Source organism: Klebsiella variicola (genome assembly GCF_000828055.2).
GTDB classification, from domain to species: Bacteria; Pseudomonadota; Gammaproteobacteria; order Enterobacterales; family Enterobacteriaceae; genus Klebsiella; species Klebsiella variicola.
Window position 1 is genome coordinate 5,310,434 of the sequence record NZ_CP010523.2, and the last position, 14,339, is coordinate 5,324,772.

The following is a 14,339-nucleotide window of genomic DNA, read 5'->3' on the forward strand; positions in this document are numbered from 1 at the left end:
CATGAACCCCTGTTAATATATACAGAGTGACTGGTGATTATATCAGCGAGGTCAGAGATGCCAACCGTGAAATTTCAATATGCGGCAGCAGGCGGCTGTCCGCGGTGTGCATCAGGTCCGCGCCTTGCGGTTTGATCCAGCAGGCCTGCATCCCGCAGCGTAGCGAACCGGCGACGTCGGTCGTCAGATCATCGCCGACGTGCAGAATGTGCCCGAGTGGTAAATTCAGACGCGCCGCCGCCAGGTGATACATATCGGCAAACGGCTTGGAACGACCATCCGGACCCGCGCGCAGCACGAAGCGGAAATAGTCGCTCAGGCCGAACAGCTCGGGGCGGGCGTTGCCATTGGTAATGGCCACCAGCGGCCACTTCTGTGCCAGCTTCGCCAGCGTATCGTGGGTCTCCTGCGGAACATCGACCCGGCTGCGCCAGTGGGCGAAGTTTTCCATCGCCGCATCGGCGCCGGCTTTTGCCGCTTCGGCGGAGAGCCCAGCGTTACGCATGCCGAGCTCCAGCGCACGATGGCGCCAGACGGTCACGTCGTGGTAGATCTCCGGCTCAGATGCCAGCAGCGTCTGACGCAGTTGGTTAAGCTCATGGGCATCGAACTGGCTGAGCGACGGATGGTAATTGCGCACAAAGGCCAGCGACTCGTGCATCGTCCGGTCAATCACCGGGCGGTTATCATATAGGGTGTCGTCCAGGTCAAACGTCAGTGCGGAAATCTGGCCCAGAGGTCGGTAAAAACGCATTATTTCCCCCGTTTAGCGCGCGGATGCGCGGCATCGTACACCGAGGCAAGGTGTTGAAAGTCAAGATGGGTATAGATTTGAGTGGTGGAGAGGTTAGCATGGCCCAACAGCTCCTGCACGCCGCGCAGATCGCCGCTCGACTCCAGCATATGGGTAGCAAAGGAGTGGCGCAGCTTGTGCGGGTGCACATGGCTGTTCAGCCCCTGCTTAATCCCCCACTCGGCAAATCGCTTCTGCACGTTGCGCGCCGAAATGCGTTTACCCAGCTTCGACAAAAACAGCGCGTCGTCGTCAGTACCGAACAGGCCGCGCAAATCCAGCCAGTGCTCAATCCACGCCGCCGCGTTACGACCGATCGGCAAACGGCGTTCTTTGCTGCCTTTGCCCATCACCCAAACCTCACCGCTTTCGAGGTCGAGGTGCTTAATATCAAGGTTGACCAGCTCAGACAGACGCAGACCTGCACCGTACATCACTTCCAGCATCGCCCGATCGCGCACCGCCAGCGGATCGTTGAGGTCGATATCCAGCAGCCGATTTACATCATCGACATCGATATTTTTCGGCAAGTGGCGGGGAATTTTCGGCGCCGCAATCCCCTTCGCCGGGTTAGCGGCCAGTTCGCCCTGACTGACCATCCAGTCAAAGAAGCTGCGTAGCGCGGAAAGCCGCAGCGCCAGGCTCGCCGGGCCTAAACCCGCACGGCGGCTGCGTACCGCAAAGCTACGCACCTGAGCGGCATCGCACTGCTGCCAGCTTTTCAGCCCAGCCTCATCCGCCAGGGCGATCAACGCGTCCAGCTGACGCTGGTAGTTAGTCAGCGTAATCGGGCTAAGCTGACGCTCAACGCCGAGATAGCGCAGGAAGCGGTCGACGCAGGCGAAAAGCGGAGAGTCGGTCATGCGCGTTCAATCCAGCGCTCCAGCAGGCCAGGGAGCATCTGCGCAATTTCCTGCAGCAACTGCGTCCCCTGCCCTGACTGATAATGCTGCGCATCGCGGCTGCTAAAGAGCATCACGCCCGGAGCGTTATCGCCGCCCAGCATCGACATCGCCACGGATCCAATGGCCTTCGCTTCCGGTAGCACCACCAGCAGCTCCGGACCGTTCAGCGGCCCAAGATAGTGGCGCGCCTGGCCCAGACGTTGAATACGGATCGGCTCAAACGCCTGCCGGCTTAACGCCAAATGGGTAAACTTCGAGGGCGCGCCGAGGCGCCAGCAGTCAGGGAACAGGCGCACCGTGGCGCCAGCTAACCCCAGCTCGCGAGCCCAGCGATGAAGGCGGTTGAGCATATCGTCGAGGCTCTCCGCGGCCGCCAGCCGCGTTTGCAGCTGTAGCAGGCGCTGGAACAGGCTTTCATTAGCGACCGCCTGCTCCATCAGCAGCGACATATTCTCTTCCAGCACATGAATATGGTTACGCGCCCGCATCATGTGCCACTCCACCAGCGAAATCGAACCGCGGACCGGATGCGGGACACGGATATGTTCAACCTGGGCGGCATTACGAATAAAAAATTCAGGATGTTGCAACAGATAGTCCACCACCGCCCGATCGTTCAACGCGCTGGTAACCTCCTGCTGTTCTTCCCCGATTGGTTTCATAAATGAATAAATCCATCATAGACATGGGCCGCCGGGCCGGTCATAAACAGCGGCTGGCCCGGGCCTTTCCAGGCGATATCAAGACGACCGCCGGGCAACTCCACGCGTACCGTTTCAGCGAGCAGCCCCTGTTGGATCCCTACCGCCACCGCGGCGCAGGCGCCGCTGCCGCAGGCCTGGGTTTCCCCCGCGCCGCGTTCGTAGACGCGCAGACGGATGTGGGACCGGCCGACCACCTGCATAAAGCCGATATTGGCGCGCTCCGGAAAACGCTCGTGGCTTTCCATCACCGGGCCGAGGGTTTCTACGGCCGCCGTATCCACGTCATCCACCTGGATGACGCAGTGCGGATTCCCCATGGACACCACGCCGCACAATACTGTCTGCTCGGCGGCACGCATGATATAGGTCTTTTCCGCTTTGTTGGCGCGGAACGGCACCTGGGACGGCTCAAAGTTAGGCTCGCCCATATTCACCCGCACCAGATCGTCTTCCGTTACGCTTAATACCATACGCCCGTTGGCCGTACTCACGCGAATATCACGTTTATTGGTCAGGCCTTTCAGCCGGACAAAGCGGGCAAAACAGCGCGCGCCGTTGCCGCACTGCGACACTTCGCTGCCGTCGGCGTTAAAGATCCGGTAATGAAAATCCAGATCGGGATCGTAGGGCGGCTCGATGACCAACAGCTGATCGAACCCGACGCCAAGATGGCGATCTGCCAGGCGGCGAATCAACTCCGGCGAGAAAAAAACATTCTGCGTTACCGCGTCAACGACCATAAAATCGTTGCCAAGGCCATGCATTTTAGAGAACTGCATCATCTACTCCAGTTGCGCGGAACAGAACGTTATCGTTAGTAATTGACCTGGCTCGGACCACCGGTATCGCCACGATCGTTACGATCCGGCGTTGAGCTCTGAATGCCAGGGTTAACCGGTTTGGTCGGCGGCGGCGCGGTTTTGTCCGCCGGCGGGAAATAGAGAGGCCCTTTCAGACCGCAGCCGGTCAGGCTGAAGATCGCAAACAAAACGGCAAGCGTAGGAAAAACGTTTTTCATTGATAGTTGCCCGTGATTCATTCTTTCTGCTTTCTATCATCGCAGGAGAAGACGTAAAAGCAAGCGTTTAGCATCCGACTGCGCGCGCTTTTGTTTCGCGCTATACTGCCGCCATCTTCAAAAAAGCAGGATAGAACCATGAACGACAGTGAATTCCATCGCCTGGCGGATAGCCTGTGGATGACCATCGAAGAACGCCTGGACGACTGGGACGGCGATAGCGACATCGACTGTGAAATCAACGGCGGCGTGCTGACCATCAGCTTTGAAAACGGCAGCAAAATCATTATCAACCGTCAGGAGCCGCTGCACCAGGTGTGGCTGGCCACCAAACAGGGCGGCTACCATTTTGATCTCAAAGGCGACGAGTGGATCTGCGATCGCAGCGGCGAGACCTTCTGGGATTTGCTGGAGCAGGCGGCGAGCCAGCAGGCCGGTGAGACGGTGAAATTCCGTTAATGACGTGTTTCCCGGATGGCGGCGCATCGCGCCTTATCCGGGCTACCCGACGACTTAGAACCGTAGCCCTGCTAAGCGCAGCGCCAGCAGGGAATATCTCCGGATAGCGGCTCACGCCTTATCCGGGCCAAATCTACGAGTAGCGCTGCTGCAGCACCGGCGAAGCGGTAACGTCCTGGCTGGTGGGTATCGCGGCGGCAATCGCCTGGGTACGGAAGGGGATCACCTGGGTGCGCCCGTCTACCTCGACAATCTGATAGAACTGCGGCAGGTTGAAGTTGATAAAGCTGGAGCCGTAGGTGAAACGATCGTGCGATGACGAATAGAAGCGGCTGACGTCGCGCACCAGTTCCTCTTTACTGCCCTCGCAGTGATGATAGACCTCGGCGCGGTTGCTCTCATCAAGAATATAGATGTTAAAGCCGCTGTCGTTGTTATCCGCGTCTTCAAAGAAGAACTGAATAATCCCTTCGCTGGCGAAGCCATCCACCACCGCCGGCAGCTTAACGTGATTGGTTTCCACCTGCACCGACAACCCGTGAAGCTTGTTGTGCGAGATAGCGCCGTAGAACTCAATGGCGTTTTCCAGCTTCTGCACCGAAACGTTAAGACGCTCGAAGAACAGCCCCCACGTCTGGCCGGAGACGCGCAGCGCTTTGAAGCGCCCGGTATCCTGGCGGGTACTGGAGAGACGCAGTTCGATGCATTCGGAGATCATCTGCTGCACGCGGGTGCGGATCAGGCCGCGCAGGTGCTGGCTATAGCAGAACACCTCCACGCTGTCCGGCGGCGCGGCGTCCTGATGCATTTTGCCGAGGATCGTCTTCAGCGCTTCGATCATCGCCTGCTCGCCGTTAAAGTGCAGCGTACGCACTTCGTTCCACGAGTTGCGATACAGCAGGTCGACGCTGCCGATCAGACATTTTTGCTCTTCACCGAAGCTGAAAACATCCAGTTTACGGAAGTCGAAGTGCACCACCTGATTGCGGAAGGCCGCGGTCGGGTCATATTCGAGGTTGACGATAATCGCCAGATGGCGGATTTCGCACGGGCTGTACAGTGCTTTTGGCGTCGGCGCCGGCAGGCGCAGCGGGAAGTGGTGCGACACGTCGGCCACCATCTCCTGCAGCTTCGCCAGATCGACGATGCCGTTGCCCTTAATAAACAGGCGGGTGCGTGAGGTCAGCAGGCCGTTAAACCAGGCCCAGGCCACCAGCTTATTAAGATAACGGTTATATTCCAGCGGCTGATGGCTGATGATCGATTCCATATCCGGCGCGCGGTTATACAGATACCAACCGGTACGGTTGGCACGGCCCGGCGGCACGTGGATAAAGGTCAGGTTCGGTTCCGACAGATCCGGCGAAATTTGCGGGTTCACCAGCGTCACTTTCCCCGGTAGCGCTTCAAAGGCCGCATACAGCTTACGGGTCAGCACGCCAATATCCTGAGGGCTGGCGGAGACGCTAAGGTTATTGCGCCGCGCGAAGCGGATCAGATTACGATAGCTCTGCATCATGGCGTCGAGCAGTTCGTTGTGCGCCTTGCGCACCTCATCAATTTTCCAGTTGGCGCGGTTGTCGAGCATCATCAGACGCTTTTCGTCCCAGCCCCAGGCATTCACCAACTGGCTGACGACTTCGCGACGCCAGCCGACGCAGGCGCGTTCGCGGCTGAGTTTTTCACAAACTTTCAGGTAGAAGCAGCGGCGCACCAGGTCGAGGCGGGTTTCATCTTCGATGGCCTGTAGATAGGTGGTCACGCGCTCCAGCATCATGCAGTACGGGTCGAGGCCGAAGGAGACAATCTCGCCGTCGTGTAGACGCTGTTTGATATCTTTCGCTAACAGGCGGTTATTGGGGTATTCCCAGGAGTAGGCTTCCAGCAACAGCGTTTTCAGCACCGCTTTATAGGGGGAGTCGATACTTTTATACAGCTGCCACAGGCTGGCGCCGAAGTACTCTTCCGCCGACAGCGAACTGAGGCCGCCGAGATCGAGCCATTCGTTAGGCGTCAGCACGCCCTGGGCATACAGCCCCATGACGTAATCATCGTAATGCTCTTCTTCATCGCACGGCACCATATTCCACAGAATACGCTTGCCGGCGAGGCGCACCGCGGTGCGATAGAACTCATCGAGCAACAGGATATGCTGAGTCGAACCGCAGTCTTCGCCGCCGAGACTGCCGCTTTCATTATGACGAAAGCGGTTTTCGTCGATCAGGAAGAAGCTGACTTCCACGCCGAGCGAGGCCGCCCAGCTCTCAAGCAGGCTGCATTTTCGCTGCAGCAGCTGGCGCTCTTCGCTATCCAGCCAGGCCTGGTGACATACCCAGATATCCAGATCGGAAGAACAGCTCTGACCAACAGAGGAAGTACTGCCCATCGAGTAGACGCCGGTGATCGGCAGCTCGCCTTTCGGCGGCTCCTGGGTCTGCATGCCGCGATGCAGCTCCAGTTCTTCAAGATAGTGGCGTTGGGTTTCATCAGGCGTGTAGAGGCAAATGCCACGGGGAACGTTACCGTCAAGGTAACCCGGCATCAGCGGGTGATGATAATGTAGTAACGTTGGCAGTAGACTGTAAACCTGCTGGAAAGCGGGTCCCATGGCAGCAAGCGCGCGATCCACGCGCAATTGGTTGATGGCATCCAGTCTCTGTTTCAGTGTCTCAATATAGAGGTACAAGACATATCGCCTGATGTTCAAAAACCCGAAGTACAATAGTACGGAGGATTTCAGTATTTCAACAAAAACCGTCACCATTCGTCGTCGGTGTGGTTGTGATGAGCAGCGGACGGACAAATGGTTTAAAACGTGATCAATTTAACACCTTGCTCATTGACCGTAAAGAAAGATGCGCTACATACAAGTGTAGCACCGTTTATTACCTGTAAATTCCTCACTACGCCTCCGGCAACCGCCACGCGCATGAAAGGTTAAAAAAGAGAAGGCCGGAGCCATCTCCCACATAAACCGTGAAAACTAACATCCGTAAGACAACAATGTTAGGATGGATAGTGGTCGACAATGACGGTAACAAGCATGTTAGACAAAGTTTTGAAAATTGCCACACGGCAAAGCCCGCTTGCGCTATGGCAGGCGCAGTATGTTAAAGCGCGCCTGGAACAAGCGCATCCAGGACTGAACGTCGAGCTGGTGCCGATGGTTACGCGCGGTGATGTCATCCTTGATACGCCCCTGGCAAAGGTGGGCGGCAAGGGCTTATTTGTGAAAGAGTTAGAGCTCGCCATGCTCGAAGGGCGGGCCGATATCGCCGTCCATTCGATGAAAGATGTCCCGGTGGAATTCCCGGAGGGCCTGGGGTTGGTCACCATCTGCGAGCGCGACGATCCGCGCGACGCGTTTGTTTCCAATCACTATGCCTCAATTGACGAACTGCCGGCCGGCAGCGTCGTTGGCACGTCAAGTTTACGCCGTCAGTGCCAGCTGGCCGCCACCCGTCCAGACCTGGTGATCCGCTCTCTGCGCGGTAACGTCGGTACCCGGCTGAGTAAACTGGATAACGGTGAGTATGACGCCATTATCCTTGCCGCCGCCGGGTTGAAGCGCCTGAAACTGGAAGCGCGTATTCGCCAGCCGCTGTCGCCGGAGCAATCCCTGCCGGCCGTCGGCCAGGGCGCGGTGGGTATCGAATGCCGTCTTGACGATGCATGGACCCAGGCGCTGTTAGCGCCCCTCAACCATGCGGAAACCGCGGTACGCGTGCGCGCCGAACGGGCGATGAACACCCGCCTCGAAGGCGGTTGTCAGGTGCCAATTGGCAGCTATGCGGAACTCGTCAACGGCGAACTGTGGCTGCGGGCGCTGGTTGGCGCCCCGGATGGTTCGCAGATGGTACGCGGCGAACGGCGCGGGCCAGCAGAGCAGGCCGAAGCGCTCGGCATCTCGCTGGCGGAAGAGCTCCTGGATAACGGCGCCCGCGACATTCTCGCGGCAGTTTATGATGGAGAAGCCCCACGATGAGCATCCTGGTCACTCGTCCACTCCCGCAAGGGGAAGCGCTGGTCAGCCGTCTGCGGGCCATGGGACGCGTGGCCTGGAGCTTTCCGCTGATAGAATTTACGCCTGGCCGGGAGCTTCCCGTGCTGGGCGACCATCTTGCCCATCTGGGGTCCGACGACCTGCTGTTTGCGCTATCCCAGCATGCGGTGGAATTCGCCCATGCCCGTCTGCAGCAGCAAGGCCTGCCCTGGCCCACTTCTCCGCACTATTTTGCCATTGGTCGAACGACGGCGCTGGCCCTGCATACGGTCAGCGGGCAGCACATCCGTTACCCGTTAGATCGGGAAATTAGCGAAGTCTTGCTACAATTACCTGAATTACAAAACATTGCCGGGAGAAATGCGCTGATCCTACGCGGCAATGGTGGGCGGGAACTCTTAGGCGCCACGCTGGCTGAACGCGGCGCCAGGGTCACATTTTGTGAATGTTATCAACGTAGTGCAAAACATTACGATGGCGCAGAAGAAGCGATGCGCTGGCAGTCTCGCGGGGTCACCACGCTGGTGGTCACCAGCGGTGAGATGCTGCAGCAGCTGTGGTCGCTCATACCGCAATGGTATCGCGAACAGTGGCTCCTGCACTGCCGCCTTGTCGTTGTCAGCGAACGTCTGGCCCTTCAGGCCCGGGAACTGGGCTGGCAGGAGATTCAGGTTGCCGATAACGCTGACAACGATGCGCTGCTACGCGCATTACAATAACTCTCAACATTGGAAGCCATAATGACGGAACAACAAAATCAATCCGCCGTGGTTGAAGAGACCAGGGAGGCCGTGGAAACCACACCACAGCCAGAGAACAACGATAAGAAGAAGGCGGGTAACAAAACCAGCCTGGCGCTCAGCGCGATCGCTATCGCCATTGCGATAGCCGCTGGCATCGGCCTGTATGGCCTGAACAAACAGCAGGCCACGCGGCAAAACGCAACCACCGCTGAATTATCAGGCCAGCTTGCGGCACTGCAAAAAGCGCAGGAGAGCCAAAAGAGCGAACTGGAAGGCATTATCAAACAGCAGGCCGACCAGCTGAGTCAGGCCAAACACGAGCAGGAAACCCTGACCAAACAGCTTGATGAGTTGCAGCAGAAAGTCGCCGTGATTTCGGGCAGCGATGCCAAAACCTGGCTGCTGGCCCAGGCCGATTTCCTCGTCAAGCTGGCGGGACGTAAGCTGTGGAGCGATCAGGATGTCACCACCGCCGCCGCGCTGCTAAAAAGCGCCGACGCCAGCCTCGCCGACATGAATGACCCCAGCCTGATCGGCGCCCGCCGGGCCATCACCGACGACATCGCCACCCTATCCGCGGTAAGCCAGGTGGACTACGACGGTATGATCCTCAAGGTGAATCAGTTGGCGAACCAAATCGACAACCTGCGGCTGGCCGATAATAACGATGACGATTCGCCGATGGACTCTGATAGCGACGAGCTTTCCAGCTCTATCAGCGAATGGCGCGTCAATCTGCAGAAAAGCTGGCAGAACTTTATGGACAGCTTTATCACCGTGCGCCGCCGCGATGAAACCGCGGTCCCGCTGCTGGCGCCGAATCAGGATATCTATCTGCGGGAAAATATTCGCTCTCGCCTGCTGGTCGCCGCGCAGGCAGTGCCGCGCCATCAGGAAGAGACCTGGAAACAGTCGCTGGATAACGTCTCGACCTGGGTACGCGCCTATTACGATACTGATGACGCCACCACCAAAGCCTTCCTCGACGAGGTGGATAAGCTCAGTCAGCAAAGCATTACCATGACGGTGCCGGAAACGCTGCAGAGCCAGGCGTTGCTGGAAAAACTGATGCAGACTCGGGTGCGCAACCTGATGGCGCAGCCTGCCGTTACCGCGGGCGGCGCGCCCTCACCAGCCCCTGCTGCACCGGCCGCCCCTGCTGCGCCGCAAGGAGAGTAACGCATGCTGAAAATTCTTCTACTCTTCGCGCTGTTGATCGCCGGGATCGTGCTTGGCCCGATGATCGCCGGGCATCAGGGCTACGTCCTGATCCAGACCGATAATTACAATATCGAGACCAGCGTCACCGGGCTGGTGATCATTCTGATCCTCGCCATGGTGGTGCTGTTCGCCATCGAATGGCTGCTGCGCCGCATTTTCCGCACCGGGGCGCATACGCGCGGCTGGTTTGTCGGCCGTAAACGCCGTCGCGCGCGTAAGCAAACCGAGCAGGCGCTTCTCAAGCTGGCGGAAGGTGATTACCAGCAGGTTGAGAAGCTGATGGCGAAAAATGCCGATCACGCCGAACAACCGGTGGTGAACTATCTGCTGGCGGCGGAAGCGGCCCAGCAGCGCGGCGATGAAGCGCGGGCCAACCAGCATCTGGAGCGCGCCACCGAGCTAGCGGGCGATGACCTGATCCCGGTGGAAATCACCCGCGTTCGCCTGCAGCTGGCGCGTAATGAAAATCACGCCGCGCGCCATGGCATCGATAAGCTGCTGGAAATTACTCCGCGTCATCCTGAAGTGCTGCGCCTCGCCGAACAGGCATACACCCGCACCGGCGCCTGGCAGTCGCTGCTGGACATCATTCCGTCGATGGCGAAAGCTAACGTCGGCGATGAAGAGCACCGCGCTGCGCTGGAACAGCTGGCCTGGGTTGGCCTGATGGATAAAGCGCTGGCCGACGGCGGCAGCGAAGGGTTGCGCGAATGGTGGCGCAACCAGAGCCGTAAAACACGGGCGCTGGTGCCGCTGCAGGTGGCAATGGCCGAGCGCCTCATCGAGAGCGACGATCACGATACCGCGCAGCAAATTATCATTGATGGTCTGAAGAAACAGTATGATGACCGTCTGGTGATGCCGATCCCGCGTCTGAAGACCAATAACCCGGAACAGCTGGAGAAAGTGCTGCGCCAGCAGATCAAAGCCGTTGGCGACCGTCCGCTGCTGTGGAGTACCCTGGGCCAGTCGCTGATGCGGCACGGCGAATGGCAGGAGGCCAGCATCGCCTTCCGCGCCGCGCTTAAGCAGCGTCCGGATGCCTTTGATTACGCCTGGCTGGCGGATGCCCTGGATCGCCTGCATCAGCCGGAAGAAGCCGCCGCTATGCGCCGCGATGGGCTGCTGCTGACGCTGCAGAATAATCCTCAGCCGTAACCTGCCATGGCTATCGCCTCCTGCGGGGCGATAGCCCTTCTCCCCCGCCTTCGCGTTGACGGATCCCTGAAAGAAAAAAACGCCTGCGCTGAAATCAGGGCAGGCGTTAAAACAGGTCTGTTTGACAACAAATTGGGTGCTTCACTCAACGTAATGTCCATGGTGTTTGATGAGGCATAAATGCGACATCTGTCAGTGGACGATAAGCACCGTAAGAACGGCTCTGCATCATTCCGGAGTTTATGAGGCACGAAGGCGAACATAAGAGATGGAATGAGCATCTACCCGGTTATTATCGCACAGGATCCGGGGAAATTGCATCTACCACAGTGATGAATTGAGAGTTTTCCTGACGCGTATTCTCAAGCAGAGAGGCGTTTTTTTATCAGCAAGATCAGGGGAATAAATAATGGCGGGCAGCGACAGAAAACAAAAAACCCCGCCGAAGCGGGGTTCAAAATTGGTCGGCGAGAGAGGATTCGAACCTCCGACCCACTGGTCCCAAACCAGTTGCGCTACCAAGCTGCGCTACTCGCCGAAATACTGCTTTTTGAATTTTTAGTTCAATTCGTTAAAGTCGTGGTGCGAGGGGGGGGACTTGAACCCCCACGTCCGTAAGAACACTAACACCTGAAGCTAGCGCGTCTACCAATTCCGCCACCTTCGCAAATTCACAACTCTATCAAATAATGGGGTGGCTAATGGGATTCGAACCCACGACAACTGGAATCACAATCCAGGGCTCTACCAACTGAGCTATAGCCACCACTGCAAACCTTTTACGCGGTATTAAAACCACCGCAGCTCCAGCACCGGGTTAATGGTGCGCCCGACAGGATTCGAACCTGAGACCTCTGCCTCCGGAGGGCAGCGCTCTATCCAGCTGAGCTACGGGCGCTTAGCGCCGTTGCGGGGTCGGATAATACGGACTTCCTACCCCGCTGTCTAGTGCCTTTTAAAAGAAAATTATCGTTTGCTCATGCTTTGTTCGTTTTGACGGTTATTCAGCCGTATTATTGACTTGCCCCTGTCTTCCGAGGCCAAACACCTTATAAATCAGGGTGACGGCGGCCAGGAAAATAATGCCGACAAACAGCGACATCCGGGTTTCATCATTCAGACCCATCCCTACCAGCACACAGATCAGGAAGGCCATGGTGAAATAGTTGGCCCACGGAAACAGCAGCGAACGGAACGGATGGCTGGCGATTGCCGCCCGATGCACGCGACGGAAACGCAGCTGGCTGATCAGGATCACAAACCATGGCACCATCCCTGGCAACACGCTGGCGCTGTAGACATAGACAAACACCCGCTGCGGATTAGGAATGATGTAATTCAGGCAGGAGCCCACCAGCAGGATCAGAATCGACAGCGCCACGCCGACGGCCGGAACGCCGTTGCGCGATACCTTACCGATCGCCGCCGGCAGTTGGCGGTTCTTCGCCAGGGCGTACAGCATACGTCCACAGCTGTACATTCCGCTGTTGCAGCCGGAAAGCGCCGCCGTCAGCACCACGAAGTTGATAATTCCCGCCGCCGCGGTAATCCCGATTTTGGCAAACGTCAGTACGAACGGGCTGCCGTTGGAGCCGATTTGATCCCACGGGAAGATGGTGACGATAACGAAAATCGCGCCCACGTAGAAAATCAGGATCCGCCACAGCACTTTGCCCACCGCGCTGCGCAGGGTCACCTGCGGATTTTTCGCTTCACCTGCGGTAATGCCGATGAGCTCCACCCCCTGATAGGACGCGACCACGATACACAGCGCCGTCAGGAAGCCCTTCCAGCCGCCGGCGAAGAAACCGCCATGTTCGGTGAGATTACCAAAACCAATGGAGTGGCCGCCGTTGCCAAAGCCGAAGAAAATGACGCCCAGCCCGACGACGATCATCACGATAATGGTGGTGACTTTAATCATGGCGAACCAGAACTCGATTTCACCGTACAGCCGGACCGCCGCGAGGTTCGCCAGCGCCACCAGCCCCACGGCAATTAACGCCGGGATCCACTGCGCCATCTCCGGGAACCAGAACTGCACATAGACCCCGATGGCGGTAATCTCCGAGATCCCCACCGCCATCCACATAAACCAGTAGGACCACGCGGTCAGGTAGCCGAAGAAGGGGCTCATATAGCGATGCGCATACACCGCGAAGGAGCCAGTGACAGGCTCAAGGAACAGCATTTCGCCCATTGAGCGCATAATGAAAAAGACGAACAGGCCAGCGATAATGTACGCCAGCAGCACGGAAGGCCCGGCCCATTTCAACGTACTGGCCGCCCCCATAAACAACCCCACGCCAATCGTCCCGCCAAGGGCGATCAGTTCAATATGCCGGGCCTCCAGTCCACGCTGGAGTTCCGCTTTTTTCTCAGTCATATATCCTCTTGTGTTTGCCGTATTCCGGGTACTCCCGGTTATTGTTATTAACTGAAACCATAGCCTTGCCGACGCGCAGGTCTCCCCCGCGCGTATGAAGCCTGCGAATGGTTAATTAATTTTGCGGAAATGGCAAATAAAGTATCAGGCGAGTGAAGAGATTACACAGAATATGTATGCAAACTCGCCTGGTTGCAGTGGAATATCAGAGCTTGCCGGTATAATGCCAACGTAAATAGCGCAGCAGACGGAACTGTCTCTTGATGCGGCTCGGCTGCAAAAGCAGGCGATAGAACCACTCCAGCCCCAGATCCTGCCAGAACTTCGGCGCCCGATGGACGTGCCCAGTGAAGACATCGTAAGTGCCGCCGACGCCCATATACAGCGCGTGCGGATACAGGCGCCGGCAGTCGCGCATGAAGATCTCCTGGCGCGGCGACCCCATCGCGACGGTGACGATTTTCGCCCCGCTGTCGCGAATGCGTTCGAACAATGCCTGGCGCTGCTCAGGGGTAAAATAACCGTCCTGGCTGCCGACGATGTTCACCTGCCAGCGCTGACGCAGCCTGGACTCCGTTTGCGTCAGGACCTCAGGTTTACCACCAACCAAAAACACCGGTGTCCCTTCAGCGCCAGCGCGCTGCATTAACGCTTCCCAGAGATCGGCCCCGGCGACGCGGGATACCTGGGCCTGCGGGTATTTTTTGCGCAGCGAACGCACCACGCTGATGCCATCCGCATATTTAAACTCCGCCGCCTCAATCAGCGCCCGTACCTCCGGGTTATCTTCTACGGCCAGCATTTTCTCAGCATTAATGGCCACCAGCGTCCCCTCCCGGAGCGCGCCGTCGGCATACAAATAATCCAGAGCGTGCTGCATATCGCGCCAGCCTATGAGCTGCAGCCCTCTTAACAGGTACAACGGCGCGGAAATGGTCCCAGTCATGTC

General features: G+C 57.9%; 13 protein-coding genes and 4 tRNA genes. 5 read left to right on the forward strand and 12 right to left on the reverse strand.

What is annotated here, in order from left to right; translation table 11 throughout:
• Window positions 1-37 precede the first annotated feature (37 nt).
• Genes yigB through lptM form a run of 5 tightly spaced genes read right to left on the reverse strand, consistent with a single transcriptional unit; the run spans window position 38 to window position 3,420 of the window.
• Complete coding sequence (gene yigB / locus SP68_RS24785; RefSeq protein ID WP_012969191.1) at window positions 38-754, reverse strand: 5-amino-6-(5-phospho-D-ribitylamino)uracil phosphatase YigB; 717 nt, start codon at window positions 752-754, stop codon at window positions 38-40.
• Complete coding sequence (gene xerC / locus SP68_RS24790; protein WP_040970796.1) at window positions 754-1,656, reverse strand: tyrosine recombinase XerC; 903 nt, start codon at window positions 1,654-1,656, stop codon at window positions 754-756. The genes yigB and xerC overlap by 1 nt, the downstream gene beginning before the upstream one ends.
• Entirely contained in the window at window positions 1,653-2,360 is a 708-nt protein-coding gene (locus tag SP68_RS24795) for a DUF484 domain-containing protein (protein WP_008807952.1), read from the reverse strand. Before SP68_RS24795 ends, xerC begins: the two co-directional genes overlap by 4 nt.
• Window positions 2,357-3,181: a diaminopimelate epimerase gene (gene dapF, locus SP68_RS24800; protein ID WP_040970793.1), complete on the reverse strand. Its 825-nt coding sequence runs from the start codon at window positions 3,179-3,181 to the stop codon at window positions 2,357-2,359. The genes SP68_RS24795 and dapF overlap by 4 nt, the downstream gene beginning before the upstream one ends.
• 35 nt (window positions 3,182-3,216) lie before the next feature.
• The gene (lptM, locus tag SP68_RS24805; protein ID WP_004886794.1) at window positions 3,217-3,420 is read right to left on the reverse strand and encodes an LPS translocon maturation chaperone LptM; all 204 of its coding nucleotides are present in this window, start codon (window positions 3,418-3,420) and stop codon (window positions 3,217-3,219) included.
• Between the two features lie 138 nt (window positions 3,421-3,558).
• Between lptM and cyaY the strand changes: the two genes are divergently transcribed.
• Window positions 3,559-3,879 carry an iron donor protein CyaY gene (gene cyaY, locus SP68_RS24810; RefSeq protein WP_002883389.1) on the forward strand — a complete coding sequence of 107 codons (321 nt, stop codon included), beginning with the start codon at window positions 3,559-3,561 and terminating at the stop codon, window positions 3,877-3,879.
• A gap of 133 nt (window positions 3,880-4,012) precedes the next feature.
• On the opposite strand, the gene cyaA is transcribed toward cyaY, so the two are convergent.
• Window positions 4,013-6,565, reverse strand: coding sequence for a class I adenylate cyclase (cyaA, locus tag SP68_RS24815; protein WP_002883383.1), 2,553 nt, complete (start codon window positions 6,563-6,565; stop codon window positions 4,013-4,015).
• Window positions 6,566-6,922: 357 nt separating this feature from the next.
• Between cyaA and hemC the strand changes: the two genes are divergently transcribed.
• The 4 genes from hemC to hemY are packed head-to-tail and all read left to right on the forward strand — an operon-like array spanning window position 6,923 to window position 11,004.
• Window positions 6,923-7,864 (forward strand): hydroxymethylbilane synthase, encoded by a 942-nt coding sequence (hemC, locus tag SP68_RS24820; protein WP_008807953.1) that lies wholly within the window; start codon window positions 6,923-6,925, stop codon window positions 7,862-7,864.
• A complete protein-coding gene (gene hemD, locus SP68_RS24825) occupies window positions 7,861-8,601 on the forward strand; it encodes a uroporphyrinogen-III synthase (RefSeq protein WP_022065882.1) in 741 nt (246 codons plus the stop codon). The genes hemC and hemD overlap by 4 nt, the downstream gene beginning before the upstream one ends.
• A gap of 21 nt (window positions 8,602-8,622) precedes the next feature.
• Window positions 8,623-9,804 (forward strand): uroporphyrinogen-III C-methyltransferase, encoded by a 1,182-nt coding sequence (gene hemX, locus SP68_RS24830; protein WP_022065883.1) that lies wholly within the window; start codon window positions 8,623-8,625, stop codon window positions 9,802-9,804.
• Window positions 9,805-9,807: 3 nt separating this feature from the next.
• A complete protein-coding gene (gene hemY, locus SP68_RS24835) occupies window positions 9,808-11,004 on the forward strand; it encodes a protoheme IX biogenesis protein HemY (RefSeq protein ID WP_008807956.1) in 1,197 nt (398 codons plus the stop codon).
• Between the two features lie 461 nt (window positions 11,005-11,465).
• Here the strand turns inward: hemY and SP68_RS24840 are convergent.
• From SP68_RS24840 to wecG, 6 genes are all read right to left on the reverse strand, one after another.
• Window positions 11,466-11,542, reverse strand: a tRNA-Pro gene (locus SP68_RS24840).
• A 42-nt stretch (window positions 11,543-11,584) separates the two neighbouring features.
• A tRNA-Leu gene (locus tag SP68_RS24845) sits at window positions 11,585-11,671 on the reverse strand.
• Window positions 11,672-11,694: 23 nt separating this feature from the next.
• Window positions 11,695-11,770 (reverse strand) — tRNA-His (locus SP68_RS24850).
• Between the two features lie 55 nt (window positions 11,771-11,825).
• Window positions 11,826-11,902 (reverse strand) — tRNA-Arg (locus tag SP68_RS24855).
• A 102-nt stretch (window positions 11,903-12,004) separates the two neighbouring features.
• Window positions 12,005-13,390 (reverse strand): bifunctional threonine/serine APC transporter ThrP, encoded by a 1,386-nt coding sequence (thrP, locus tag SP68_RS24860; RefSeq protein WP_012969196.1) that lies wholly within the window; start codon window positions 13,388-13,390, stop codon window positions 12,005-12,007.
• A gap of 205 nt (window positions 13,391-13,595) precedes the next feature.
• Complete coding sequence (gene wecG / locus SP68_RS24865) at window positions 13,596-14,336, reverse strand: lipopolysaccharide N-acetylmannosaminouronosyltransferase (protein ID WP_012969197.1); 741 nt, start codon at window positions 14,334-14,336, stop codon at window positions 13,596-13,598.
• Window positions 14,337-14,339 lie beyond the last annotated feature (3 nt).